This is a genomic window from Pseudomonas sp. H3_C08, assembly GCF_054669455.1.
This window is the reverse complement of the sequence record NZ_CP162803.1, coordinates 2661721-2686268: the sequence shown is the minus strand read 5'-3', so window position 1 is coordinate 2686268 and position 24548 is coordinate 2661721. Positions and strand designations below refer to the sequence as shown.

General features: G+C 59.3%; 24 protein-coding genes and 1 pseudogene. 14 read left to right on the top strand and 11 right to left on the bottom strand.

Features of this window, described 5'->3' with window-relative positions:
• Window positions 1-6 precede the first annotated feature (6 nt).
• Both AB4N74_RS12255 and AB4N74_RS12250 read left to right on the top strand, forming a co-directional pair.
• Window positions 7-1290 (top strand): NAD(P)/FAD-dependent oxidoreductase, encoded by a 1284-nt coding sequence (locus AB4N74_RS12255; RefSeq protein ID WP_093440793.1) that lies wholly within the window; start codon window positions 7-9, stop codon window positions 1288-1290.
• 414 nt (window positions 1291-1704) lie between these two features.
• Window positions 1705-2253: a cupin domain-containing protein gene (locus AB4N74_RS12250; protein ID WP_007950154.1), complete on the top strand. Its 549-nt coding sequence runs from the start codon at window positions 1705-1707 to the stop codon at window positions 2251-2253.
• A 242-nt stretch (window positions 2254-2495) separates the two neighbouring features.
• On the opposite strand, the pseudogene AB4N74_RS12245 reads toward AB4N74_RS12250, so the two are convergent.
• A pseudogene (locus AB4N74_RS12245) lies at window positions 2496-2588 on the bottom strand (fructose-bisphosphate aldolase); the annotation flags it as partial.
• Between the two features lie 172 nt (window positions 2589-2760).
• Between AB4N74_RS12245 and AB4N74_RS12240 the strand changes: the two are divergent.
• The 4 genes from AB4N74_RS12240 (at window position 2761) to AB4N74_RS12225 (ending at window position 4581) form a co-directional block, all read left to right on the top strand.
• Entirely contained in the window at window positions 2761-3186 is a 426-nt protein-coding gene (locus AB4N74_RS12240) for a hypothetical protein (RefSeq protein ID WP_007919295.1), read from the top strand.
• Between the two features lie 79 nt (window positions 3187-3265).
• Complete coding sequence (locus AB4N74_RS12235) at window positions 3266-3601, top strand: hypothetical protein (RefSeq protein ID WP_320337654.1); 336 nt, start codon at window positions 3266-3268, stop codon at window positions 3599-3601.
• Between the two features lie 130 nt (window positions 3602-3731).
• The gene (locus tag AB4N74_RS12230; protein ID WP_460100443.1) at window positions 3732-4145 is read left to right on the top strand and encodes a hypothetical protein; all 414 of its coding nucleotides are present in this window, start codon (window positions 3732-3734) and stop codon (window positions 4143-4145) included.
• A 151-nt stretch (window positions 4146-4296) separates the two neighbouring features.
• Window positions 4297-4581: a hypothetical protein gene (locus tag AB4N74_RS12225; RefSeq protein WP_122598586.1), complete on the top strand. Its 285-nt coding sequence runs from the start codon at window positions 4297-4299 to the stop codon at window positions 4579-4581.
• Window positions 4582-4659: 78 nt separating this feature from the next.
• Here AB4N74_RS12225 and AB4N74_RS12220 read toward each other — a convergent pair whose 3' ends face one another.
• Window positions 4660-5091: a hypothetical protein gene (locus AB4N74_RS12220; RefSeq protein WP_460100440.1), complete on the bottom strand. Its 432-nt coding sequence runs from the start codon at window positions 5089-5091 to the stop codon at window positions 4660-4662.
• A 165-nt stretch (window positions 5092-5256) separates the two neighbouring features.
• Between AB4N74_RS12220 and AB4N74_RS12215 the strand changes: the two genes are divergently transcribed.
• The 3 genes from AB4N74_RS12215 (at window position 5257) to AB4N74_RS12205 (ending at window position 7248) form a co-directional block, all read left to right on the top strand.
• Window positions 5257-5646 carry a hypothetical protein gene (locus tag AB4N74_RS12215; RefSeq protein ID WP_093440769.1) on the top strand — a complete coding sequence of 130 codons (390 nt, stop codon included), beginning with the start codon at window positions 5257-5259 and terminating at the stop codon, window positions 5644-5646.
• A 15-nt stretch (window positions 5647-5661) separates the two neighbouring features.
• Window positions 5662-6084 (top strand): HD domain-containing protein, encoded by a 423-nt coding sequence (locus AB4N74_RS12210; RefSeq protein ID WP_460100437.1) that lies wholly within the window; start codon window positions 5662-5664, stop codon window positions 6082-6084.
• Window positions 6085-6225: 141 nt separating this feature from the next.
• A complete protein-coding gene (locus AB4N74_RS12205; protein ID WP_460100434.1) occupies window positions 6226-7248 on the top strand; it encodes an AbrB family transcriptional regulator in 1023 nt (340 codons plus the stop codon).
• Between the two features lie 330 nt (window positions 7249-7578).
• On the opposite strand, the gene AB4N74_RS12200 is transcribed toward AB4N74_RS12205, so the two are convergent.
• Window positions 7579-8355, bottom strand: a complete 777-nt coding sequence (locus AB4N74_RS12200; RefSeq protein WP_460100431.1) for an NAD(P)H-dependent oxidoreductase — start codon at window positions 8353-8355, stop codon at window positions 7579-7581.
• A gap of 85 nt (window positions 8356-8440) precedes the next feature.
• On the opposite strand from AB4N74_RS12200, the gene AB4N74_RS12195 reads away from it, so the two are divergent.
• Together AB4N74_RS12195 and AB4N74_RS12190 are read left to right on the top strand one after the other, a co-directional pair.
• Window positions 8441-9334, top strand: coding sequence for a LysR family transcriptional regulator (locus tag AB4N74_RS12195; RefSeq protein ID WP_460100428.1), 894 nt, complete (start codon window positions 8441-8443; stop codon window positions 9332-9334).
• A 252-nt stretch (window positions 9335-9586) separates the two neighbouring features.
• Window positions 9587-10372, top strand: coding sequence for a DeoR/GlpR family DNA-binding transcription regulator (locus tag AB4N74_RS12190; protein ID WP_116254933.1), 786 nt, complete (start codon window positions 9587-9589; stop codon window positions 10370-10372).
• Window positions 10373-10476: 104 nt separating this feature from the next.
• On the opposite strand, the gene AB4N74_RS12185 is transcribed toward AB4N74_RS12190, so the two are convergent.
• The 4 genes from AB4N74_RS12185 to AB4N74_RS12170 all read right to left on the bottom strand — a co-directional run bounded on the left by AB4N74_RS12185 (window position 10477) and on the right by AB4N74_RS12170 (window position 16342).
• Window positions 10477-11760, bottom strand: coding sequence for an NAD(P)/FAD-dependent oxidoreductase (locus tag AB4N74_RS12185; protein ID WP_460100425.1), 1284 nt, complete (start codon window positions 11758-11760; stop codon window positions 10477-10479).
• Between the two features lie 146 nt (window positions 11761-11906).
• The gene (locus AB4N74_RS12180; protein ID WP_460100422.1) at window positions 11907-13271 is read right to left on the bottom strand and encodes a glutamine synthetase family protein; all 1365 of its coding nucleotides are present in this window, start codon (window positions 13269-13271) and stop codon (window positions 11907-11909) included.
• A gap of 409 nt (window positions 13272-13680) precedes the next feature.
• Entirely contained in the window at window positions 13681-15024 is a 1344-nt protein-coding gene (chrA, locus tag AB4N74_RS12175; protein WP_257355424.1) for a chromate efflux transporter, read from the bottom strand.
• A gap of 382 nt (window positions 15025-15406) precedes the next feature.
• Window positions 15407-16342: a LysR family transcriptional regulator gene (locus tag AB4N74_RS12170; protein ID WP_460100419.1), complete on the bottom strand. Its 936-nt coding sequence runs from the start codon at window positions 16340-16342 to the stop codon at window positions 15407-15409.
• Between the two features lie 289 nt (window positions 16343-16631).
• Between AB4N74_RS12170 and moaB the strand changes: the two genes are divergently transcribed.
• Both moaB and AB4N74_RS12160 read left to right on the top strand, forming a co-directional pair.
• Window positions 16632-17171 (top strand): molybdenum cofactor biosynthesis protein B, encoded by a 540-nt coding sequence (gene moaB / locus AB4N74_RS12165; RefSeq protein ID WP_095047943.1) that lies wholly within the window; start codon window positions 16632-16634, stop codon window positions 17169-17171.
• The gene (locus AB4N74_RS12160; RefSeq protein WP_460101131.1) at window positions 17168-18373 is read left to right on the top strand and encodes a molybdopterin molybdotransferase MoeA; all 1206 of its coding nucleotides are present in this window, start codon (window positions 17168-17170) and stop codon (window positions 18371-18373) included. Before moaB ends, AB4N74_RS12160 begins: the two co-directional genes overlap by 4 nt.
• Window positions 18374-19716: 1343 nt before the next feature.
• On the opposite strand, the gene AB4N74_RS12155 is transcribed toward AB4N74_RS12160, so the two are convergent.
• The 3 genes from AB4N74_RS12155 to AB4N74_RS12145 form a co-directional block, all read right to left on the bottom strand.
• Window positions 19717-20613, bottom strand: coding sequence for a bestrophin family protein (locus AB4N74_RS12155; RefSeq protein ID WP_460100416.1), 897 nt, complete (start codon window positions 20611-20613; stop codon window positions 19717-19719).
• Between the two features lie 36 nt (window positions 20614-20649).
• Window positions 20650-21648 carry a GTP 3',8-cyclase MoaA gene (gene moaA / locus AB4N74_RS12150; RefSeq protein ID WP_460100413.1) on the bottom strand — a complete coding sequence of 333 codons (999 nt, stop codon included), beginning with the start codon at window positions 21646-21648 and terminating at the stop codon, window positions 20650-20652.
• 322 nt (window positions 21649-21970) lie between these two features.
• A complete protein-coding gene (locus AB4N74_RS12145; protein WP_460100410.1) occupies window positions 21971-22822 on the bottom strand; it encodes a CAP domain-containing protein in 852 nt (283 codons plus the stop codon).
• A 198-nt stretch (window positions 22823-23020) separates the two neighbouring features.
• On the opposite strand from AB4N74_RS12145, the gene AB4N74_RS12140 reads away from it, so the two are divergent.
• Window positions 23021-23641, top strand: coding sequence for a cell wall hydrolase (locus AB4N74_RS12140; RefSeq protein ID WP_257355411.1), 621 nt, complete (start codon window positions 23021-23023; stop codon window positions 23639-23641).
• Here the strand turns inward: AB4N74_RS12140 and AB4N74_RS12135 are convergent.
• The gene (locus tag AB4N74_RS12135) at window positions 23638-24525 is read right to left on the bottom strand and encodes a LysR family transcriptional regulator (protein WP_460100407.1); all 888 of its coding nucleotides are present in this window, start codon (window positions 24523-24525) and stop codon (window positions 23638-23640) included. The two genes, AB4N74_RS12140 and AB4N74_RS12135, sit on opposite strands and share 4 nt — an antisense overlap.
• Between the last annotated feature and the right edge of the window lie 23 nt (window positions 24526-24548).

Here is a 24548-nt window from a genome sequence, read left to right as displayed (position 1 = left end):
AAACGTATGAAACAGCAACACGTAAACAGCTACTACGCCGCCACTCGCAACGAAGTCATCGACTTTCCGGTTCTGGAAGAGTCGGTCGAGTGCGATGTCTGCATTATCGGCGCCGGCTACACCGGCCTGTCCTCGGCGCTGTTCCTCACCGAAGCCGGCTACAAAGTGACGGTGCTGGAAGCGGCGAAAGTCGGCTACGGCGCCAGTGGTCGCAACGGCGGTCAACTGGTCAACTCGTATAGCCGCGACGTCGACGTGATCGAAGAGCGCTACGGCGACAAGACTGCGGAAATCCTCGGCAGCATGATCTTCGAAGGTGCCGACATCATCCGTTCGCGCATCAAGGAATACGACATCAAATGCGACTACCGCCCGGGCGGTATCTTCGCAGCGATGAACAAGAAACAACTCAACGGTCTGGCTGAGCAGAAGCGCGGCTGGGAGCGTTATGGCAACCGCAATCTGAAGATGCTCGACGCAGCGGATATCCGTCGTGAAGTTGGCTCCGATGCTTACGTTGGTGGTCTGCTCGACATGCAGGGCGGCCACGTTCACCCGCTGAACCTGGCCCTCGGTGAAGCGGCTGCGATCACGCGTTTGGGCGGCAAGATCTACGAGCAATCAGCGGCTGTAGAAATCAAATACGGCGAGCCCAACGTCGTGCGCACCGCCAAAGGTCAGGTCCGCGCCAAGTACTTGCTGATCGCCGGCAACGCTTATCTGCCGCAAGGTCTCGACAACCGCGTGACCGCGAAAAGCATGCCGTGCGGTTCGCAGATCGTCGTCACCGAACCGCTGACCGAGAAGCAGGCGCGCAGCTTGATCACCAACAACTACTGCGTCGAAGACTGTAACTATCTGCTGGATTACTACCGCCTCACCGCCGACAACCGTCTGCTGTACGGCGGCGGCGTGGTCTACGGCGCGCGGGAACCGGACGACATCGAACAACTGATCCGCCCGAAGATCCTCAAGACCTTCCCGCAGCTCAAAGACGTGAAAATCGACTACCGCTGGACCGGCAACTTCCTGCTGACCATGTCACGCATGCCGCAATTCGGCCGCATCGAGAAAAACGCCTACTACATGCAAGGCTACAGCGGCCACGGCGTTACCTGCTCGCACCTGGCCGGCAAGCTGATCTCGGAAATGATCCGTGGCGACGCCGAACGTTTCGATGCTTTCGCATCGCTGCCGCACATGCCAATGCTCGGCGGCCGCACGTTCTCCGCGCCGCTCACCGCCCTCGGCGCCGTCTACTACTCGCTGCGCGACCGTTTCGGCATCTAGGTTACCTCCCCGGCGGCGGCCCCAAGACCCCGCCGGTTTTTTACCTGATACACCAAATATCAAAATGTAGGAGTGAGCCTGCTCGCGATGAGGCCAGCCCAGCCACCATCCCTCCCACAGAAACACCACAAACCCTGTGGGAGCGAGCTTGCTCGCGAAGGCGGTTATCCAGTCAAAAATAATGGTGAATGTGCCGCCCAATCGCGAGCAGGCTCACTCCTACAGGTCCGTATTACCAAGGCCAGAGGGACTTTTATCCCTCCGTCCATCGAACCTGCTGAGCAACACCGGCAAACGTGATTTAATAGCCGCCTTTCACGGTTCCGGGACACGGGAGCAACGTGATCCGCGCCCTCGGCGCGTCACCCGCCACCCACCCCCATCGCCCTTAAGTCGTTCTCACATAAGGCAGTCATGGATACGGGTTCTCGACTCAAACTAGTACGCGAAAGCTACAAACTCTCCCAGCGTGAGCTGGCCCGGCGTAGCGGCGTGACCAATGCCACCATCTCCCTGATCGAACAGAATCGCGTCAGCCCCTCCGTCAGCTCACTGAAAAAGCTGCTCGAAGGCATACCGATGTCCCTGGCCGACTTCTTCACCTTCGACCAACCCCCGCGCGAACACCAATACGTCTTCCGCGCCAACGAACAACCCGACCTCGGCCGCCATGGCTTGCGACTGCTGCTGATCGGCGCCTCCGTGCCCAGCCGCCAAATGCGCTTGCTGCGTGAGCAATACGCACCGGGCGCGAGTTCCGGGGAAGAGCCGATTGTGCATGCTGAAGGAGAGGAGTGCGGGTTGGTGACGCGTGGCACGGTGGAGTTGACCGTGGATGGGTCGGTGAGTGTGTTGAATGCGGGGGATGGGTATTATTTTCCGACCACGCTGCCGCATAAGTTTCGGAATATCGGGGCGGATGAGGCTGAGATTATTAGTGCGAATACGCCAGCGAATTTCTAATTAATGAGGGCAGCCATAAGGCTGCCCTCATCAGGTGTCATTTAGAATAGAAGACGGCTATGCAAGATTTTTTAATCATGCCGTTTCCGAAGAATCAGTTTTTTCCAGGAAAAAACGAAAAGGTGACAGATCTATTTATAAAGTGATCTGTCACCAGTGCGGATTATTTCTTTTTAGGTTTGCCTGCATCACTTCGCTAATGCGTGGAGTAGGAATGCCTGCGCTTTCCTTACCTGTTCTTTTTAAGAGGCGGGCTCAAACCCCCGCTGCTCAATCATCCGAAACACATCACTCACATCCTGCACCAGGATCCTGGCGATGCTCTCGACGGACGAATCCCCTCACCACACGGCGCGTTTTCCTGCGCCTTTTTCAGAACTCAAATCCGTACACACCTCAATTTGAACTTTCCTAAAAAACGATGTCAATTTGATGGCGTGTCGCGACGCTCATTGAACAGGATCAACCAGTGCCAGGCTGTTTCCTGGCAACCCAAGGAAGTGTGTGATGAGACTATTACTCGCCATGTTGTTGATGTTCAGCAGTTACACGTTCGCCAGTTGCGGGAACATCGACGACCACGATCAGCGGGCCTATTGCAATGCGAGGGAGAGCGGCAGCAGTTGCGGCAATATCGATAATCACGATTTGCGCGCCTCGTGCAACGCCGAGTTGGGTGGCAGCTCCTGCGGCAACATCGATGACCATGATCAGCGCGCCTACTGCAACGCGAAGAAGAGCGGCAGCAGTTGCGGCAATATTGATAATCACGACTTGCGTGCTCGGTGCAATGCGGAGCAGGGCAACAGCTCCTGCGGCAACATCGATGACCATGATCAACGAGCCTATTGCAACGCCACGACCGGCGGCAGCAGTTGCGGGAATATCGACAACCATGACCTGCGCACCCGCTGCGAAGCCCTGAAACGTTGAACCTTGCAGATCAGTTTGAATTGATGGCATTACGATATCAATGATAGAGTCCCGGGCCATTTTTCCAAGGAAGACCACTGTGTTACGTAATCGACTCTTTGTCTGTGCTGCATTACTTACTTGCAGCTTTTCCGCACAAGCCATCTCAAAAACCGAATATCTGAAAGGCTGCAAGATCCTTGAAAACGCCGCGATGGTCGTGATGCAGGCACGTCAGGATGGCGCTCCCATGGCGACGCTTTGGGACATTTCGGAAAAAAATGAGAATAAGTTGATCACCAAGATGTATCAAAGGCTCATTCAAGATGCGTATGAAGAGCCTCGGCGCGAAACCGCAGAGCAGCAGACGGCCGCGACCACTGATTTCCAGAACAAATATTTCTCTGCCTGCTTGGTCAGTACGCCCAAAGAATGAGTGCCGATTTAAAGGTGACAGGTTCCTCCACGGGGGATGTCACTTTTGGATGACTGATGGTGAATCGAAACGCTCAGTGAACTGATCAAACATTGCCAGTCTGTTTCCCGGCAACTCAAGGAACTATGAGATGAAATTGATTATTGCGATTTTGTTGATGTTCAGCAGTTACGTTTATGCCAGTTGTGCGAGCATCAGTGATCCTGACAAACGCAACTATTGCCAAGCCACGCAGGAAGGCAGCAGCTGTTATTCCATCGGCAATTACGACTTACGCACAGCCTGCGAAGCGGAGAAAGGCGGTTCGTGCGCAAGTATCCAGGATCGTGACCAGCGCGCCTATTGCGACGCCAGGAAAGGCAGTAGTTGTTACTCCATCGACAATTACGATTTGCGTCTGGCCTGCGAAGCGGAGAAAGGCGGTTCGTGCGCAAGTATCCAGGATCGTGACCAGCGCGCCTTCTGTGAAGCGAAGCAGGGCAGTAGCTGTTCGAGCATCGGCGATGGGGATCTGCGCAGCCAGTGTGAAGCGATGAAGCGCTGACATCCGGTTCCTGTCACCGATAGGGAAAACCGATGCCTGAACAGGCGTCGGTTTTTTTTCGCTTAAACCATGACCATTCATCCAATACACCGCACCTTCGTGCCAGCCACTCTTCCAATGCTGTAACTCACCCAGCAAAGGAAGAGCCACCATGCTGAACCATAAAATCGCGGTGTTAACCCTCGCGGCCTTGCTGTCCGGCAGCTCGCTGTACGCGATCGCGGCCGGCGAAACGTCGACCCCGACGGCGAACGACGGCAACAGCCAGACGCGTGAGCCGGCGTCTCCAGCCACCAATGCCGACCCGGATGCCGATTCGCTGCCTAAGGGTGGTGATGGTGGCAAGACCGACAATGGGCCGGTGCCTTCTGCCTCCAAGCCCAGCCCTGCGGGTCAACCGTCCGGTAGTAGCAGTGGTGGTAACGGCGGTGGTTAACGGATATTGCGCACTAAAAAGCCCGGTCCTTTTGAGCCGGGCTTTTCTTTGTCTGTCGCAGGCGTGGATATCAGTCGTTTACTTCGTTTTCCAATGCCCGCCACCATTCTCACAATCAATCCGCGCCTGGGCCAAATGCTCCACGTCGTAGTAATACGTGGTCACTTGCGCGTTGTCGGGGATGTTCAGTGCTTTGGCGTTTTTGTCTTTGCTGGTGGAGTGCGGATTGGCCAGGGATTCCTGGGTTATGGTGGCGATGCACGTGGCCTGGTAATGGTCGGCACAGTGTTCGACCTTGGTTTTAGTGCTGCTGAGCATGTCTTTGCTTTCGTTGCTGCAAGACCAGTCGATGGAGTTGACGGGCATGCCTTCGTATTCATAACAACTGTGGGTTTCCACCGCTGGTACCGAGGCGCTGGAGGATTGGGTCTGGACGTCGCAGCCTTCGGCCATGACGCAGGTGGGGATGATGGCGAAGCTGGCGATCAGAAGCAGGAAGCGAATGTTCATCGGGGTTTCCTCTTCAATGGCGCCGTGTCTGATCGGTGATTTGGCGCTAATACAGATTCGAGATTCTGTGGAGGAGGGAGGTTCCATCGGGTTTTTGATTTGCTCCCGTCGCGTACACTGCGAAACAATCAGAAACATTAGCGCCCAAGGAATGGAATATTGCCCATGATCGAAATCGGCAGCCGCAACAACGCGCTCCCCTCACAACATCCATTTCACGACATCTACCTGTTTCACATTGACCCTGATAAGCCAGACACGCCTTTCTGTTTCGAGCAGTCGATGGCCGGCGGGCATATGGAACATGGCGGTGCCCGCTGGTTGGCGCTGGATGAGCTGGAAGCTTGGCCCGGCGAGTGGCGTGAGCATCTGAAAAAGGCTGATTGCGCGTGGGTTGCCGAGTTGATCGATGCTCATCCGAAAGCCGATCAGGCTACCTTGGTGTCGTTGATTCTTCAGCGTCATTCCGGGCCTGCGAAGCCCATCGGACGCCTGAGGGCAATCGGCAACTGGCTCAAACGCAACATCCATGTCGGCGGCCGCTACGGCGTCTAACCCTCGGAGACTCTCATGACCCAGACCCTCGAACGCGCTATCGCCATCGCCGCCACGGCCCATGCCGGGCAGGTCGACAAGGGTGGTGCGCCGTACATTCTGCATCCGCTGAAAGTCATGTTACGCATGAGCACGCTGGAAGAACGCATTGTCGCCGTGCTGCATGACGTGGTTGAGGATTGCGGTATCAGCCTCGATGACTTGCGCAAGGAAGGCTTCAATGAAGACGTTTTGAGCGCTATCAAATCGGTGACCAAAGTGCCGGGCGAATCCTATGAAGACTTCGTCGACCGCGCTGCACAGAACCCGATCGGTCGAGTGGTGAAATTGGCGGATCTGGAAGAGAACAGCGACCTGTCGCGGATTGCCTCGCCGAGTTGGGAGGACCTCGAACGAATCGAAAAATACCGCCGGGCGATTGGCCGGTTGCGCGGCTGAAAACGAATACATCCCCTGTAGGAGCTGCCGAAGGCTGCGATCTTTTGATCTTGCTTTTAAAAACAAAAGTCAAAAGATCGCAGCCTTCGGCAGCTCCTACACGGGTTGTGGTGTGTCAGGTAAAAAGCCAGGAAGGCGACTATGAAATCCATTCTCTGTTTGTTGATGGCTGCCGGTTTCGGCGCGCTGTTGCAGTTCGAAGGCGTGCCGCATGGCCTGCTGTTAGGCTCGATTGTCGTTACCGCTTTGTTTGCCAGCAAAACTGGTATCGCGCCGGCAACTCCTTATGGACTGGGCTACATCCAGGTCACGCTGGGCATCGCCACCGGACTGATGTTCGAAGCGTGGGACGGCGAGACGGCCTCGACGATGTTGCCGAGCCTCGGCGTGTTGCTGATTTGCCTGGCAGTGCAGATCGCATTGGCCGGATGGTGGCTGACGCGCGGTGCAGGCTGGAATCGCACTGATGCGCTGTTGGCGGTTTATCCCGGTGCGCTGGCCGCAGTGTTCGATTTACTCGAGTCGGAGAAAGCGTCGAGCAAGGTCATCATCGTGCATCTGATGCGCTTGCTGCTCATCACGGTGTTGGTGAGTTTCTTGATTCCCGGTCAAGCCGCTGCCGTGGCGGTTGCCGATGGTGATCCTTTAACGACAGGCATGGCACTGACCGCGTTTTCGGTGATCGCGTTGAGCGTGCTGCTCGGACGCTTGCTGCTGGTGATTGGCGTACCGGCGCCGTTCATGCTCACGGCGATCATCATTTCGGCGGTGTTTGTGAAATCGGGATGGTTGCACGGGTTTCACATGCCGGACTGGAGTTTGAACCTGGCGGCGCTGATTCTCGGCGTGCGGATCGGCTCACGGTTTCAGGGGCTTGGCTTCGCGGATCTCGGGCGTCACGGTCGTACGGCGTTGGTCTCGGTTGGGTTGATGATCGTGGTTGCGGCTGTGTTTGCTGAAGTCGCGGCGCGCTGGTTGGGCTGCGATCCGCTGTCGCTATGGCTGGCGTATATGCCGGGGGCGATTGAGACGATTGCGATTGTCGCGTTTGGTGGCGGGCTGAATGTGGTGTTTATTTTGACGCATCATTTGAGCCGGATGGTGTTGTTGCATTTCGCGCCGGCGTTGTTGGTGCAAGTGCGGCGAGCGCGCGAAGAGGCCTGACCGGAGCCACTGATGCCTGCATGTTGCGGCGTGTCAGTTAGATCCATCCCCCTCACCCCAGCCCTCTCCCCCAGGGGGGCGAGGGGGAAGGGAGCCGATCTCGATGCCTTTCAAAAGCTGAGTTCAACTCGAGATATCAGATCGGTGTGGCGCGAAAAAGCAACTCGGTCAGTCCCCTTTCTCCCAGGTGGGCGAGGGGGAAAGGGAGCCGATTGTGGGCTGTTCGAAATCTGAGTTCAACTCGAGATACCAGGTCGGTGTAGCTCGAACATCCAACACGGTCGGCTCCCTCTCCCTCCGGGAGAGGGCTGGGGTGAGGGCAATGCGGCGCTAGCGGATGTGTGCTTGGAAGCCTTCGCTATCCGGCGCGATATCGCTCTTCAACGTCAAAGCAGGAATCTCATACTCCCCCCCATTCTGCTGCCGAAACCCGATCGGCCGCGCGCTCCACAACTCATCCAGCCGCCGCCCCAGCTCATCACAAGTCTCGGCATACCGCGCCGCATCCATCCGACTGGTCCGATACACCACAAACGGTGGCACCACTTCAAAACCGGGGTAATACAAAATCCCGTGCTGGATCGGAAACAACAAATCATCCATCGGCCCGTTAATCCCACGCGGTGCGTAGTGCGATTCCCAGCCGCCAGTGGTGACCATCAACATCGCCCGTTTACCTTTCATTCTCCCTTCGCCATAACGCTCGCCCCAGCGGCTGTCGGAATGCTCGCCGACGCCATAGGCAAAACCGTAGGCGTACACCCGATCGACCCAGCCTTTGAGAATGGCCGGCATGGTGAACCACCAGAGTGGAAACTGCAGGATCAGCGCATCCGCCCAGAGTAGTTTCTCCTGCTCACGGGCGATGTCGGCAGCCTGGGTGCCTTCGGCGTAGGCGACTTTCGAGTCGAGCGAGGCGTGGAACGGTTTCGTCGCATCGCGCTGCGGGGCGTCGTCGGCGTCGAGGGTGGCTTTCCAGTTCATTGCATAGAGGTCGGAGACCTGCACGGTGTGACCGGCGGCTTGCAGGCGCTGGACGCTGAAGTCGCGCAGCGAGCCGTTGAGGGACGTTGGTTCTGGATGGGCGTAAACGAGTAAGACGTTCATGTTGAAGCTCCGTTAGCTGAGTGACTGCAGGATCGGCGTTCAACCGGTATATTGGAAATGAATGTCTGATATGCCTGGTATAGCCATGAATAATTTGAGACGGCTGGATATCAATCTGCTGCTGACCCTTGATGTGTTGCTGTCGGAGCACAACGTCACCCGCGCGGCGCAGCGCCTGAATCTGTCGCAACCTTCGGTGAGCGTGCATCTGGCCAAGTTGCGCGACATCTTTGGTGATCCGCTGCTGTTGCCCGGGCCGCGCGGCATGCGCCCGACGACACGCGCCGATGAGTTACGTGAGCCGTTGCGCGAAGCGTTGGAGGCGTTGGAGAGGGCGGTGGCGCCGGCCAGTGCGTTCGGCCCGGCGCTGGCGACGCACACCTGGAAGATCGCCGCGACCGATTACGGCGAGTCGACGGTGGTGCTGCCGGCGCTGAGCAGCTTGCGCGAGCAGGCGCCGGGCACGCGTCTGGCGGTGATCGATCTGACGCCGGCGCATCTGGTCAAACAGGCCGAGCAGGGCGTGTTCGATCTGGCGCTGCACATCAGCGAAGACGCGCCGCCGGAGTTGCATCGACGGCCGCTGTTCACCGAGCGTTATGTGCTGGCCGGTCGAGTTGGCCATCCGGGATTGAAGTCTGCACCCACACGTAAGCAATTCTGTGCGCTGGAACACGTGATGGTGTCGCGCGAGGGCGGGGGCTTTTTCGGGGTGACCGATCGGGCGTTGGCCGATGTCGGGCTGATGCGCAAAGTGGTGTTGTCGGTGCCGCACTTTCTGATGGCGATGTCGGTGTTGGCGAGCACCGACCTGGTGGCGATGCTGCCGTCACGCCTGGTGCGCGGCAACCCGGCCTTGCAAGTGGTCGACGCGCCGCTGCAAGTGCCCGGTTACGAAATGGCGATGTTCTGGGGCGAACGTTCGCACCGCGATCCGGCGCACAAATGGCTGCGCGAGCAATTGCTGGCTTCGGTCTGAGGCCTTAGGCGTGACCCAGGGCAATCGCAAACGACACGACGATCATGCACGCAAACGCAAAATTGAGATTCATGAGGTGTTCATCCTGAGCCTTTTAGAGTGGGGCCATTCTGAACAGGTTGAAAGCAAAGAAAAAATTCGCCTTGTTGATTCCAATGATCGAAACGATTGATACCCCGCCGGATTGTGTTTGCTCAGGGCTTTGGCTAATCTCGCAAGAACCTGCAACTACAAGCATAAACAGGCATAACCATGCACGATCATTCCGCGGCTGAACTGCCATCCCTGCGCCGGCAGAAAATCCTTTTGCTCCTTGAGCGTGACGGCAAGGTCATGGCCTCCGAATTGAGTCAGCACTTTGCGGTGTCCGAAGACACCATCCGCCGCGATCTCGCCGAACTGGACAATGGCGGGCTGGTGCAGCGTGTCCACGGCGGCGCGTTGCCGCGTCCAAAAGACTCCGGCAAGGATTACTTCACTCGGCTGGACGAGACGGATGAGGTGAAAATTCGCTTGGCGCAACGGGCGGCGCTGGAAGTGGAGGACGGGCAGATTGTGCTGTTCGATTCCGGCTCGACCACGCTGCAAGTGGCGCGCTCGTTACGTGCAGATATCAGCATCACGGCGGTGACCGCTTCACCGATGACGGCGATTGCCTTGTCCGAATTCAAGGCTGTGAAAGTGATTCTCGCTGGCGGCCAGTTGAACCCGCGAACGATGGCGGCGGGTGGGCATGAGGCGCTGCGGCTGCTGGCGGGGATCAAGGCGGATCTGGCGATTACCGGGGTGTGCGCGATTCATCCGGAGGTGGGGATTACCTCGCTGCATTTCGATGAAGTGCCGGTGAAGCAGGCGATGCTGGAGGGCGCGACGCGGGTGATAGCGGTGACTTCGGCGGACAAGTTGGGAGCGGTGGAGCCGTTTGTGGTGGCGCCTTGTACGCGCCTGCATACGCTGATTACCGAACGGCATGTGGCGTCGGGGAGTGTCGAGGATTATCGGCGGTTGGGGATTGTCGTCGAGCAGTTGCCGGATTGAGGTTTTGCGGTGCGGCTGATGGCCTCATCGCGAGCAGGCTCACTCCTACAGGGATCGCATTCCAAAATGTAGGAGTGAGCCTGCTCGCGATAGGGCCAATGCAATCACCGCAACTTTTCGAGCATTTGGTAGTACCACATCCCGGCGGCCAGCAACGGGTTACCGAGCAAATCCCCCATCGGCACACGAATGTGCTGACACGCGGCAAACGTATCGAACTGCTCCATCTGCCCGGTGATCGCGCGGCTCATGATTTCGCCCATGATGTGCGTCGTCGCGATGCCGTGCCCCGAATAGCCCTGGCAATACCAGACGTTGTCCGAGAGCTTGCCCAGTTGCGGAATGCGGTTGATGACGATGCCCATCGCGCAGCTCCACTGGTAATCGATCTGCACGCCTTTGAGCGCCGGGAAGGTTTGCTCGATGCACGGGCGCAGTTCGGCGGCGATGTCCCGTGAATCCTTGCCGCTGTAGTTGGCACCGCCACCGAACAGCAAGCGGCCGTCGGCGGTGAGGCGGTAGTAGTCGAGGACGAAGCGGCAGTCGTACACCGCAAGGTCTTCGGGGTTGATCTGTTTCGCCAGATCGCCCAGTGGCGCGGTGGTGACGATGCCGCCCATGGCCGGGAAAATCTTGCCCTTGAGCTGTCCCGGTTCGAGCTTGTGATAGACGTCGCCGGCGAGCATCACCTGCTTGGCGTCGATCTGGCCGTGGGCGGTTCTTACGCTAGGCGTAGCGCCGTGAATGATCTCCAGCACTTCGCTATTTTCGAAGATCAGCGCGCCAAGACTTTCCGCCGCTCGCGCTTCACCGATGCACAGGTTGAGCGGGTGCAGATGCATGTTGCGGGTGTTCTTGATTGCGCCGTGGTAGAGGTCGCTTTGCAGCAGATCACGCACCTGACTGCGGTCGAGCAGGCTGACTTCATCGCCTAATCCGCGACGCACGGCTTCTTCATAATCCTTGCGCAAGTCGGTCATGTGGCTGGGTTTGTACGCGGCGTGTAAGTGGCCGTGTTTGAGATCGCATTGAATGCCGTACTTGTCGACGCGTTGCTGGATGATTTCATGTCCGCGCCAGCGCAGGTGCCAGATGAAATCATCGACGTCATCGCCGAGTTTCGGACGCATCTGTTTGCGCATCGCACCATCGCCGGAAAGGCTGCCGGTGACTTGTCCGCCGTTGCGCCCGGTGGCGCCCCAGCCGATCTTGTGGCTTTCGACGATGGCGACTTTCAGGCCTTTTTCGGCGAGTTCGACGGCAGTGGCGACGCCAGTGAAGCCGCCGCCGATGATCACCACATCGACAGTGTGTCGGCCTTGCAGGGTCGGGTAGTCGGTGTCCTGGTTAAGGGTGGCGGTGTAGTAGGAATTGCAGCGTTCGGTCATGTCAGTGTCCACACAAATTCTTAGGTTGTACGCGGTCCCTGTAGGAGTGAGCCTGCTCGCGATAGCGGTGTGTCATTCACAGATGATTTGACTGACATGGCCTCATCGCGAGCAGGCTCACTCCTACAGGGGGTAGTGGTGAGTCTTCAGGCCTCGGTGAGATACCAGCGCCAATCCTGCTCACCCACCTCCGCCATGAACTGCCGGTACTCTGCACGCTTCACCGCCAGATACACCCCGAGAAATTCCCGCCCCAAGGCATCCCGCGCCCACACCGAATTCTCCAGTGCCTGCAGCGAGGCCAGCCAATCGGTCGGCAGCAATTCCTTCGCCTGCGCATAGCCATTGCCTTCAACCGGAGCGCCCGGATCAAGGTCTTCGCGAATGCCACGATGAATCCCGGCAAGGATCGCCGCTGCCGCCAGATACGGGTTGGCATCGGCGCCGCAGATGCGGTGTTCAATGTGCCGGGTATTGGCCGGGCCACCGGGTACGCGCAGGCTGACGGTGCGGTTATCGACGCCCCATGTCGGCGCCAGCGGCGCGTAGCTGTTGGCCTGAAACCGTCGATACGAGTTGGCGTTCGGGCAGAACAGCAGCAACGAGTCGAGCAAGGACGCGAGCATGCCGCCAATCGCCGTGCGCAGCAGCGGGGTGCCGGCCGGGTCTTCGGAGGCGAACAGATTGTGCCCCGCGCCATCGGCCAGACTGACATGCATGTGCATGCCGGTGCCGGCCAGATCATCGAACGGCTTGGCCATGAAGGTCGCCTGCATGCCGTGCTTGTGGGCGATGGCTTTGACCAGACGTTTGTAGCGCACGGCCTGATCCATCGCCTCCAGCGCGTCGCCATGTTCGAGGGTGATTTCCACCTGGCCCGGCGCGTATTCGGAGATCGCCGTGCGCGCCGGAATGCCGTGCAGTTTGCAGGCGCTGTAGAGGTCGGCGAGGAATGGTTCGATCTGTTCCAGCTCGCGCAAACCATAAACCTGCGTATGTCGCGGTCGACCACCGTCAGCGTCCAGCGCCGGTTGCGGGCGACCGTTGTGATCGCGTTTGGCGTCGAGCAGATAGAACTCCAGTTCACACGCCATCACCGGGTGATAACCCTCGGCCTTGAGCCCGTCGATGACCTTGATCAGCAAGTGTCGCGGGTCGGCGATGCTCGCGGGCATGCCCTCGGTCGGGTGCATGCTCACCTGCACGGCGGCGGTCGGAATCTTGCGCCATGGCAGGCGCACCAGACTGCCTTCCAGCGGATAGGCGCGGCAGTCGATGTCGCCGACATCCCAGACCAGACCGGAGTTCTCGACGTCTTCACCCTGTACGGTCAGACCGAGGATGGTGCTGGGTAGTGGCCGACCGCTTTGGTACACGGCGAGCAGTTCTTCACGGTGCAACAGCTTGCCGCGCGGCACGCCGTTGGCGTCGAGGATAAACAGCTCGATCATGTCGATATCGGGGTTCTGTTCAAGGAACAGGCGTGCGTCTTCGATGGCTGCGAATTTCATAATCAATCACTCACGATGGCGCCGCGCAGGCGCGCAGATTCGGGCCGGACACGACGCGACAAAAAGGCGTAGGTGTCCTGGCAGGGATATCAAGAAGTAGGGGACTGTCGCGGTTCTTTAACGGACGCGATCAGACAGACCGGGCGATATCCGGCGGGCGTGCGGAGTGACGCAGCTTCGAACGGCGCAGGGCCATGGGGAGATTGACGATACGATTCATACGCCGCCCCTGTGGGAGAGGGCGCGCAGGGTAGAGACGTTCAACGATTTTCGTTGTTGTGGTGACGTACTCATAACGCGTGTTTCCGTTGGCGGAAAACGTCGGTGGCGGGCTGACCCGCCGACCGGTGTGCCCGGATAGTAAGGGGGAATTCGCGGGCCTGTAAACGGGAGATTCACAGGCCCCGCTTCAGCGCGTCAGCTCAAAGCCCAGCCCGGCGAGGGCGCAAACGATCAACACGCTGATCACGCCGCGTTTGAAAACGAACAAGGCCAATGCTGCCGCAACCGCCAGCATCAGCGAAAACAGATCCAGTTTCCCGGCAAAACCGTTCGGCCAGAACACGTGGTAGGCGAAAAAACACGCCAGATTCAGAATCACCCCGACCACGGCAGCGGTGATCGCCGTCAGCGGTGCGGTGAACTTCAGTTCGTTGTGCGTCGATTCCACCAACGGCCCGCCGGCGAGGATGAACAGAAAAGAGGGCAGGAAAGTGAACCAAGTCACCAGCGTTGCCGCCAGCGCCCCGGCGGCAAAGGCATGTTCGGGGCCGAACGCCGGTTGCACATAGGCACCGACGAAACCGACAAACGCCACCACCATGATCAGCGGGCCCGGGGTGGTTTCGCCGAGGGCGAGGCCGTCGATCATCTGCGTCGGCGTCAACCAGCCGTAATGCCCGACGGCGCCCTGATAGACATAAGGCAGCACCGCGTAGGCACCGCCAAACGTGAGCAGCGCGGCTTTGGTGAAGAACCAGGCCATTTGCGTGAACGTGCCGTCCCAGCCGAACAGCGTCGTCAGTAACGCCATGGGCAAACACCAGAGCACTGCGCCGATCAACCCCAGACGCAGCAGCTTCGGCAGACTGAAACGGGCGTGTTCGGGCGCCGGCGTATCGTCGTCGATCAACGCGGGGCCGAAGGATTTCACGCTGTTGCGCGCACCCGCGTTGCCGAACCGCTGAGGGGCGAATCGTCCGCCCAGATAGCCGATCAGCGCGGCCCCGAGGACAATCAAGGGGAAGGGCACATTGAAGGCGAAAATCGCCACGAACGACGCCCCGGCAATCGCCCACAGCCAGGCATTCTTCAATGCACGCGAGCCGATGCGATGCGCGGCGTGCAGCACTATCGCGGTGATGGCCGGTTTGATCCCGTAAAACACCCCGGCCACTGCCGGCACATCACCGAAGGCAATGTACAGCCAGGACAACGCGATCAGAATGAACAACGACGGCAGCACAAACAGCGTCCCGGCGATGACACCGCCCCAGGTGCGATGCAGCAGCCAGCCGATGTAAGTCGCCAATTGCTGCGCCTCCGGGCCGGGCAGCAACATGCAGTAGTTGAGTGCGTGCAGAAAACGCTTTTCGGAAATCCAGCGCCGACGTTCGACCAGTTCTTGATGCATGATCGCGATCTGCCCGGCCGGCCCGCCGAAACCGATGCAGCCGAGTTTCAGCCAGAAGCGCCAAGCCTGGCGCAGGGTGACGGGATCGGGGCGGGGCAGGTTGTTCGGCGCTGTGCTCAAGCGAGACTCCGGGTTGAATCCTGGCGGAGCGGCTATCTAACCAGACTTTGCACCCTCACCCCAGCCCTCTCCCAGAGGGAGAGGGAGCCGACCGAGGTGTCTGGTGTTATCCATCGACCTGGAAGATCGAGTCGATTATGGATTGGGTCTTCAGCTAAGGGTCAGAGGGAGAGGGGGCCGACCGAAGTGTCTGGTGTTATCCATCGACCTGGAAGATCGAGTCGATTATGGATTTGGTTACCAGCCGCAGGGGCTGGCGCAGGCGTCTGGCATCGTCCATCGATCTGAAAGATCCCATCGATTATGGATTCACCACAATTCCTTCAGGTCGGCGTACTTCTGCAATATCCCCCAATCAGTCCCCTCTCCCTCGGGGAGAGGGCTAGGGTGAGGGGCTTTTGCTTTTCAGGCATGCGCCATACTCCAGCGCAACGCCACACCCAAACAACTTCCGCGCCTCGGCAAAACACTTCTCGGCAATCGCCGAACGCGGTTCGGTCTTGCGCATCACCAGGCCCAGCGGCGCCAGCACACTGGCATCGGGCAATTGCATGAACGACAGGTGTTCGATCGGCTCTTCCAGGCCACTGTCCAGCGGCATGATCGCGCAGCAGAAGCCTTGGTGAATCGCCTGCAATAGCTGATAGGTTGAGTCGCTTTCCATGATCGGCTGCGGGCTGAGGCCACGGCTGCGGAAGCTCAAGTCGATGGATTTACGGTAATGCATGCCGGCGGTGATCATCCCCAGCGGCAGTTCGGCGGCGTCTTCCCAGCTCATTTGCGAACCTTCGAACTGGAAGTGGCGGTTGTCGTAGAGCAGACCGACGCGGGTTTCGCCGATCTCGAAAAATTCGAAATAGCTCGGGTTGACGTGGTCGAGATAGCAAACGCCCAAATCGAGCTGATTGTTGCCCAGCCGGGCGATGATCTCATCAGAACTGAGCGACGAAAGACTGAACTTCAACTCCGGATAAGTTCCTGACAAACCCTGAATGTAATTGACCGGATTGAAGCTGCTCAGCGGCACCAGACCCAAACGCAGACTACCCACCAGTTGCCCGCGACACGCCGCCGCTTCGGCGAACAAACCGTCATGGGCCGCCAGCAAGGTGCGCGCCCACGCCAGCACGCGCTCGCCAGCCTGGGTGAAACCTTCAAAGCGCTGGCCACGGTTGACCAGCACCAGATCCAGCTCGTCTTCGAGATTGCGCAGGCGCATCGACAACGTCGGCTGGGTGATGTGGCAGCGTGCGGCGGCCTGGCCGAAGTGTCGGGTTTCGTCCAGCGCGATCAGGAACTTGAGTTGTTTGATGTCCACGATGGCACCTGCTTGAGGGGGATTTTCTGATTGAGTAGTGACGCAGATGCGCGGGGCGCACGAAAAGCGCAGGTTGTGACGATCTCATCTGAACGGTTGTTCGTCCAATCAGAAGTGCTTGAAGGACTATCGATCAGCTCTATCAGGCTCGGTTTTACTGGCACGGAACAACGTGAAAGGCACCGATAGAGGCGGTCGATAATGTGGTTGGCCGGAGTGATTAGACAGTACTCATAAGTGGCACTTAGGCTGCTCGGCAATGTTGATTGATTGCTGCCGGAGAACTGCCATGAGCGCAAAAGCCGATGCCCTGTTTGTCCCCCTGAATATTGCCGTGCTGACGGTCAGCGATACTCGCGATTACGCCAGCGATACCTCCGGCCAGTTGCTCGTCAGTCGTTTGCTGGAAGCCGGGCACACCTTGAGCGAGCGCAACTTGCTCAAGGACGATCTGTACAAGATCCGTGCACAGGTCGCCCAGTGGATCGCCGACGAAGGTATTCAGGTCGTGCTGATCACCGGTGGCACCGGATTTACCGGTCGCGACAGCACGCCGGAAGCGGTGGCCTGTCTGTTCGATAAACACATCGACGGCTTCGGCGAACTGTTCCGGGCGATTTCGATTCTGGATATCGGCACCTCCACCGTGCAAAGCCGTGCGCTGGCCGGGCTGTCGAACGGTACGCTGGTGTGCTGCCTGCCGGGTTCGACCGGCGCCTGTCGCACCGCGTGGGAAGGCATTCTTGCCGAACAACTGGATAACCGTCATCGCCCGTGCAACTTCGTCCCGCACCTGAAAGCCGTGCAAGCCTGTGGGCCACGCGGATGAGCAAGGCACCGTTGATGCCGGTCGAGGACGCCCTCGACCAATTGCTCGGCATGGCCAATGAGCAACGTCTGGCCGACAGCGAACTGCTGGCGCTTGACGATGCGCGTGGTCGGGTGCTGGCCAGTGATCTGCTGGCGACACTCGACTTGCCGCCGTGGCCGAACAGCGCCATGGATGGTTACGCGCTCAATCTCGCCGATCTGCACCGACAGCCGCTGAAGGTCTCGCAGAGGGTTTACGCCGGGCTGACGCCGGACACGTTGCTGCCCGGCACCTGCGCACGGATTTTTACCGGCGCACCGCTGCCGCCCGGCGCCACCTGCGTCGAAATACAGGAGAACGTCGAAGTGCTGGAGGACGGCCGCGTGCGCTTCTTGCAGCCGCTGAAGGCGGGGCAGAACATCCGCGCGCAAGGTCAGGAAAATCGCGTCGGCGACATCCTGCTGCGGGCCGGCAAACGTCTTGGGCCGTTCGAACTGGCGGTCGCCGCCGGGCAAGGGCTGGCGCACCTGCACGTGGTGCGTCGCCCGCGTGTGGCGCTGCTATCGACCGGTGACGAACTGGTCGAGCCGGGTCAGCCACTGCGCCCCGGCAGCATCTACAACAGCAACCGCGTATTGCTCGGCCACTGGTTGCGGGAGCTGGGCTGCGAAGTGATCGACGCCGGCATCCTCCCGGATCGCCCGGCGCAGACGCGGCTCAAACTTGAGCAATTGCAAGTGGCGACCGACCTGATTCTGACCACGGGCGGGGTGTCTGCCGGCGATGCCGATTGCCTCGGGCAGGTGCTGCGCGACAACGGCAAACCGCTGTTGTGGAAACTCGCGATCAAGCCTGGCAAACCGCTGACCGTGGGCCATTTCGGCACGGTGCCGGTGATTGGCCTGCCGGGTAATCCGACCTCAGCGCTGGTGACGTTTGGCTTATTGGCGCGGCCGTATTTGCTACGCATTCAAGGCGTGGAAGATGTCACGCCATTGAGTTTCACGGTCAATGCAGGTTTCGATTGGCACAAGCCCGGCAGTCGCCGTGAATACCTGCGGGTGAAGCTGGAGGCGGGGCGTGCGGTGCTCTATCCGAATCAAAGCTCCGGCGTCCTGCTCGGCGCGACCTGGGCCGATGGCCTGGTGGAAATTCCCGAAAACAGCACGCACAACCTCGGCGACCCGCTGCGCTTCATCCCGTTCAACGAACTCTTCTGACCCAACACAAATTCAACCTGTGGGAGCGAGCTTGCTCGCGAAGGCGGAGTGTCAGTCGACATTGATGTTGGCTGACAGGGCCTCTTCGCGAGCAAGCTCGCTCCCACAATGGCTTTATGGCGCTCATCAATATCCGTGGTGTACGCAAAACCTGTGGGAGCGAGCCTGCTCGCGAAGGCGGAGTGTCAGTCGACATTGATAGTGATTGACAGGGCCCCTTCGCGAGCAGGCTCGCTCCCACATTGGTTTTGTGGTGGTCATCAATATCCGTGGTGTACGCAAAACCTGTGGGAGCGAGCTTGCTCGCGAAGGCGGAGTGTCAGTCGACATTGATGTTGGTTGACAGGGCCTTTTCGCGAGCAGGCTCGCTCCCACATTGGTTTTGTGGTGGTCATCAATATTCGTGGTGTACGCAAAACCTGTGGGAGCGAGCCTGCTCGCGAAGGCGGAGTGTCAGTCGACATTGATGTCGGCTGATACGGCCTCTTCGCGAGCAAGCTCGCTCCCACATTGGTTTTGTGGTGGTCATCAATATCCGTGGTGTACGCAAAACCCGTGGGAGCGAGCCTGCTCGCGAAGGCGGAGTGTCAGTCGACATTGATGTTGGCTGATACGGCCTCTTCGCGAGCAAGCTCGCTCCCACAATGGCTTTATGGCGCTCATCAATATCCGTGGTATACGCAAAACCTGTGGGAGCGAGCCTGCTCGCGAAGGCGGAGTGTCAGTCGACATTGATGTTGGCTGATACGGCCTCTTCGCGAGCAAGCTCGCTCCCACATTGGTTTTGTGGTGGTCATCAATATTCGCGGTGTACGCAAAACCTGTGGGAGCGAGCTTGCTCGCGAAGGCGGAGTGTCAGTCGACATTGATGTTGGCTGACAGAGCCTCTTCGCGAGCAAGTTCGCTCCCACATTGGTTTTGTGGTGGTCATCAATATTCGCGGTGTACGCAAAACCTGTGGGAGTGAGCCTGCTCGCGAAGGCGGAGTGTCAGTCGACATTGATGTTGGCTCATACGGCCTCTTCGCGAGCAAGCTCGCTCCCACAATGGCTTTATGGCGCTCATCAATATCCGTGGTATACGCAAAACCTGTGGGAGCGAGCTTGCTCGCGAAGGCGGAGTGTCAGTCGACATTGATGTTGGCTGATACGGCCTCTTCGCGAGCAAGCTCGCTCCCACAATGGCTTTATGGCGCTCATCAATATCCGCGGTGTACGCAAAACCTGTGGGAGCGAGCCTGCTCGCGAAGGCGGAGTGTCAGTCGACATTGATGTTGGCTGATACGGCCTCTTCGCGAGCAAGCTCGCTCCCACAGGGTTTTGAGGTGTCTGCAGAGCTAAGGGTCAGCTCAGCACATAGTCCACCGGCTTCAGCGCCGGCGGCACTTCTGCGCCAAGTTCGGCGAGGATGTCGCGTTCGATGGTGCGCACCAGCGAGTCGGTTGCCAGGTCGTTTTCGTCGCGGCCAAACGGGTCTTCCAGCTCATCGGCAATCGCATCCAGGCCAAAAAACGTGTAGCTGACAATCGCCGTGAACAACGGTGTCAGCCAGCCCAGCGGTTCGGCCATGGCGAACGGCAGCAGGATGCAGAACAAGTAAATCGTCCGGTGCAGCAACAGCGTGTAAGGAAACGGCAGCGGCGTGGTCTTGATCCTTTCGCACACCGCTTGCGCCTGGGTCAGGCTGGTCAGGTGATTGGCCAGCAACATGTAGCGCCATTCAGTCAGCTCACCGTTCTGATGCAGATCGGAACACTGCTGGCCGACCGTTTGCAGAATGCGCCCACTGTAGTCCGGCGTCTGCGGATCAGGTTTGGGCATGATCCATTGGCTACTGGCGTCCGCTTCACTTTCCTTGCGCAAGCGCGCGTTCAACGCATGGGCAAAGCCGCACAGGTTGAGCAACAACGGCTTGCGCTCAGCCGATTCACGAATCACATGGGTTTCGCGAATCACCGAGCGAATGTGCACGATCACCTCGCCCCAAGCTTTACGGGCTTCATACCAGCGGTCATAGCAGGCGTTGTTGCGAAAACTCATGAAGATCGACAGCGACAAACCGAGCAAGGTAAACGGCGTGGCATTGACCTTGGTGAAGTTGCTCGGATGGAGGATTTCCACCAGCACGATAGCCGAAGCGAGCAGGGTGACCATCAGCGTGCGCAGGGCGATGCGTTTGGCAATCGAACCCTTGAGGGTGAAGAGAATGGCGAACTGGTTGACCTTGGGTCTGATGATCATGCTGTGCGGTTCCGATAACCGATGAAACTGGCGGGATCAGCCGCCGGTCATGTTCATGAAGCGCACGACCTGAACATCATCGTTCACTTCGAAATTGTGCCGATACGGCTTGAGTTTCATCGCCTCGATAATGGCTTTCTCCAGCCGTTGCGGTTGCCCCGGATGCGCGCGCAGCAGCGCTTTCAGATCCACCGAATGCTCGTTACCCAGACACAGTAGCAGGCGCCCTTCAACGGTGAGGCGAACGCGGTTGCAGGTGCCGCAAAAATTGTGGCTATGCGGTGAGATAAAGCCCAGGCGAATCTCCGGCGCTTCCGCCAGCCGCCAGTAGCGCGACGGGCCTTGCGTCGACTCCGCCGAGTCGATCAGGGTATAGCGTTCGGCAATCTTTTCGCGCACCTGCGCGCTGGAGAAAAACGACTCGGCGCGGCTGTGTTCACTGATGATCCCCAGCGGCATCTCTTCGATGAAAGAGACGTCGAGCTGCCGATCAATGGCGAAGCTGACCAGATCATTGATTTCCTGATCGTTGCGACCCTGCATCACCACCACGTTGAGTTTAGTGCGGGTGAAACCAGCCTTGCGCGCGGCATCGATGCCATTGATCACCTGCGCCAGATCGCCGGTGCGGGTCATCTGTTTGAAGCGCTGCGGGTCGAGGCTGTCGAGGCTGATGTTCAGGCGTTTGACCCCGGCGTCGAACAGCGGCTCGGCGAGTTTGCCCAGTTGTGAACCGTTGGTGGTCATGCACAACTCGCGCAGGCCGGGCAGGGCGGCGATCTGCTCGCACAACTTGACCACGCCCGGGCGGATCAGCGGCTCGCCACCGGTCAGGCGAATCTTGCGTGTGCCGAGCGCCACAAAGCTCTGCGCCAGTTGATAGATCTCCTCCAGCGTCAGCACCTGCTGGCGCGGCAGAAACTGCATGTCTTCGGCCATGCAATAGACGCAGCGGAAGTCGCAGCGGTCGGTCACCGACATGCGCAGATAGTCGACGCGGCGGTTGTAACCATCGATCAAGACACGCTCTGACAAGGAAGCCTCGCAGGAATGAAAACCGCTGTGGAAAGAGTGGGGGCAACGTAGGTTATGGGCAGCGTTCCATGGCGTCCAATCACTGTTAGTGACTGATCGATTGACGCCATCGATGACCCGAGTTTTGAGTATCACAGATCATGGATACACCGCTTGGCACTGAGGGAGCTGTGTTGGCCGAGAATGACGGGGATTGCACCGATCACTGTGGGAGCGAGCCTGCTCGCGAAGGCGTCAGGTCAGACACATTGATGTTGACTGAAAAGGCCTCTTCGCGAGCAGGCTCGCTCCCACAGGGGTGGGTGGTGAACTTGAGAGCGGCTTATTGAGCGCCAAACATCGCGGTCCAGTAGATCCCGGCGCTGCTTTTCGGGTCGGTCGCGTAGGCGGCGCCGAGTTCCTGGTATTGCGGGTTCATCAGGTTGGCGCAGTGGCCGGGGCTGGCGAGCCAGCCTTCGACGACTTTGTGCACGGTGTCTTGGCCGGCGGCGATGTTTTCGCCGACCTGTTGGCCGCTGTAACCGGCGAGTTCCGCGCGATCGCCCGGGGTGCGGCCGTCGCGGTCCTTATGATCGAAGTAATTGTTGTTGGCCATGTCGCGGCTGTGATCCTGGGCGATCGTGCCCAGCGTCGCGTTCCAGACCAGCGGTGCGGCAGCGGCGAATGCCTGACCGCCACACTGACGTGCCTGGCTGCGCGCGGCGTTGAGTTCACTGAGCAACTTCTGCCCCTCACTTTGCGCATCCCCCAGTTTGGCCGACAGCAGCGGCCGCGCCAATACGATGCGCCAGTCACGATCATCGCGGCTGACACCGACATCGACGAACTGCGGATCAAGCACCACCTGACAGAAACTTTCCTGAATCGCCTTCATCGCCGACGCCGCATCGCGCGGGCCGTTAAGCGTGATTGCCTGCACATTGACCATCGGGTAACTGGCGCTGACCATGGCTTGTTGCAGATCGACAGCACCGCTGGCGCGTAATCTCAGCCGGGGATCAGCCGACAGCGGTGGCAGTTCATTCGATGCCTGCGACCCGCAACGCTGCGGCTGGCTGCGGTAGCTGTTGATCGACTCGATCAATTGCGACTCATCGCCAGCCAGCGCGGGAATGGCAGACATAACGCCCACGGACAAAGCGGCAAGACGCAAAACGAACGGCATGAAGCGCATGGAAATCTCCCTTGAGCTGAATGCGCCCATGATGCGCGAAAGGCACCCTGTGAGTGCAATGTCTTTTTCTTCATTCAGCGGTTTTTCTGCGCAACTTTGTCTCTGGGTTTGCCGTCTACACTCACCGAAGACCCCGGGATACGGGTGTCTCCCCGACGTAACACCTTGCCCGACTCGGGCGCTGCCGGAAGAACAGACATGGGATTGAAAGGCTGGGCGGGTTGTCTCGTATTCACCCTGTTGGCAGGCTCTGCATGGGCCACCGATCAGGCCCCGATCAAAGCGAAGGCTGAAGAAAAAGCCCAAGTGCTGGAAGAGAAAGCGGCGGACAAGGTCAGCGCCGCACCGGCACCGAAAGCCGAAGCCATCACCCCGACCGAAGTGCAAGCGGTCGACCCGGCCGGCGCTGCGCCGCTGGACGATCCGATCACTTGCCTGGCGCGCAGTATCTATTGGGAAGCCAAAGGCAAAGACACGCCGGAAATGGAAGCGGTGGCCAGTGTGGTGATGAATCGCCTCGGCCACGAAGGCTTCCCTGACAAGGTCTGCGCTGTCGTCAAACAAGGTTCGGAAACCAAGAGCTGCCAGTTTTCCTGGTGGTGCGACGGGCGTCCGGATCAGGTCAAGGAAGATGCCGAATACACGCTGGCCAAGGATATCGCCCGCAAAGCGCTGAACCGCCAGCTCAAGGATCGCACCAACGGCGCGCTGTATTTCCACGACCGCAATGTGCATCCGAGCTGGGCCAAGGAATATCGCAAGACCGCCGAAACGAAAAAATTTCTCTTCTACAAACCTGCCGGCGGCGACGCGCGTTAGGCGCAGACCTGCCGCACACAATCACGCAACCAGCGATGCGCCGGGTCAGCGTCCATGCGCGGGTGCCAGAGCATCGACACGCCGATGTCCGGCATCGCGAAGGGCAGGGCGAAACTGTGCAGGCCTGTGCGCAGTTTGCTGGTATGACGCTGCGGGACTGTGGCGATCAGGTCTGACTCACGCACCAGCGTCAGCGCCGCCGAGAAACCACCGAATGAGGTGACGATGTCCCGCGTCAGACCGAGCGCGAGTAACGCTTCGTCTACTGGTCCACTGCTGCGCCCGCGTCGTGAAATGAGAATGTGCTCGCCGCCGGCAAAGCGCTTGCTAGTGATTTTTCCCGTGCTCAAAGGATGCCCCTCACGCACCACACCAATCCATTGATCCTGAAACAGGATGCGGCTGTGCAGTGTCGGGTCGGTGCTGTCATCGACCACGCCGGTTTCCAGATCGACGCGGCCTTCGCGCAGCGGCGTGCTGTCCTTGTCGGCTTTCTGCACAAAGCGCAGGCGTACATCCGGCGCTTCTTCAGCGATGCGTGCGAGCAGGGCAGCGGCGAAGGTTTCAACAAAACCGTCGGTGTTGCGCAGGGTGAAGGTGCGTTGCAAGCGGCTCGGGTCGAGCACCTCAGCAGGGCGTAAAACCGCCTCGGCTTCCTGCACCAGATGACTGACCCGCTCGCGCAATTCGAGTGCGCGCGGCGTTGGCACCAGGCCACGACCTGCTCGCACCAGCAAGGGATCCCCGGTGGTTTCGCGCAAACGGGCGAGGGCGCGACTCATGGCCGACGGGCTCAACCGCAGGCATTTGGCGGCGCGGGCGACGCTGCCTTCGCGCAGCAACACGTCGAGGGTGATCAGCAGGTTCAGATCCGGTGCAGTCATGACATGGCGTTCCATGCAGGTAT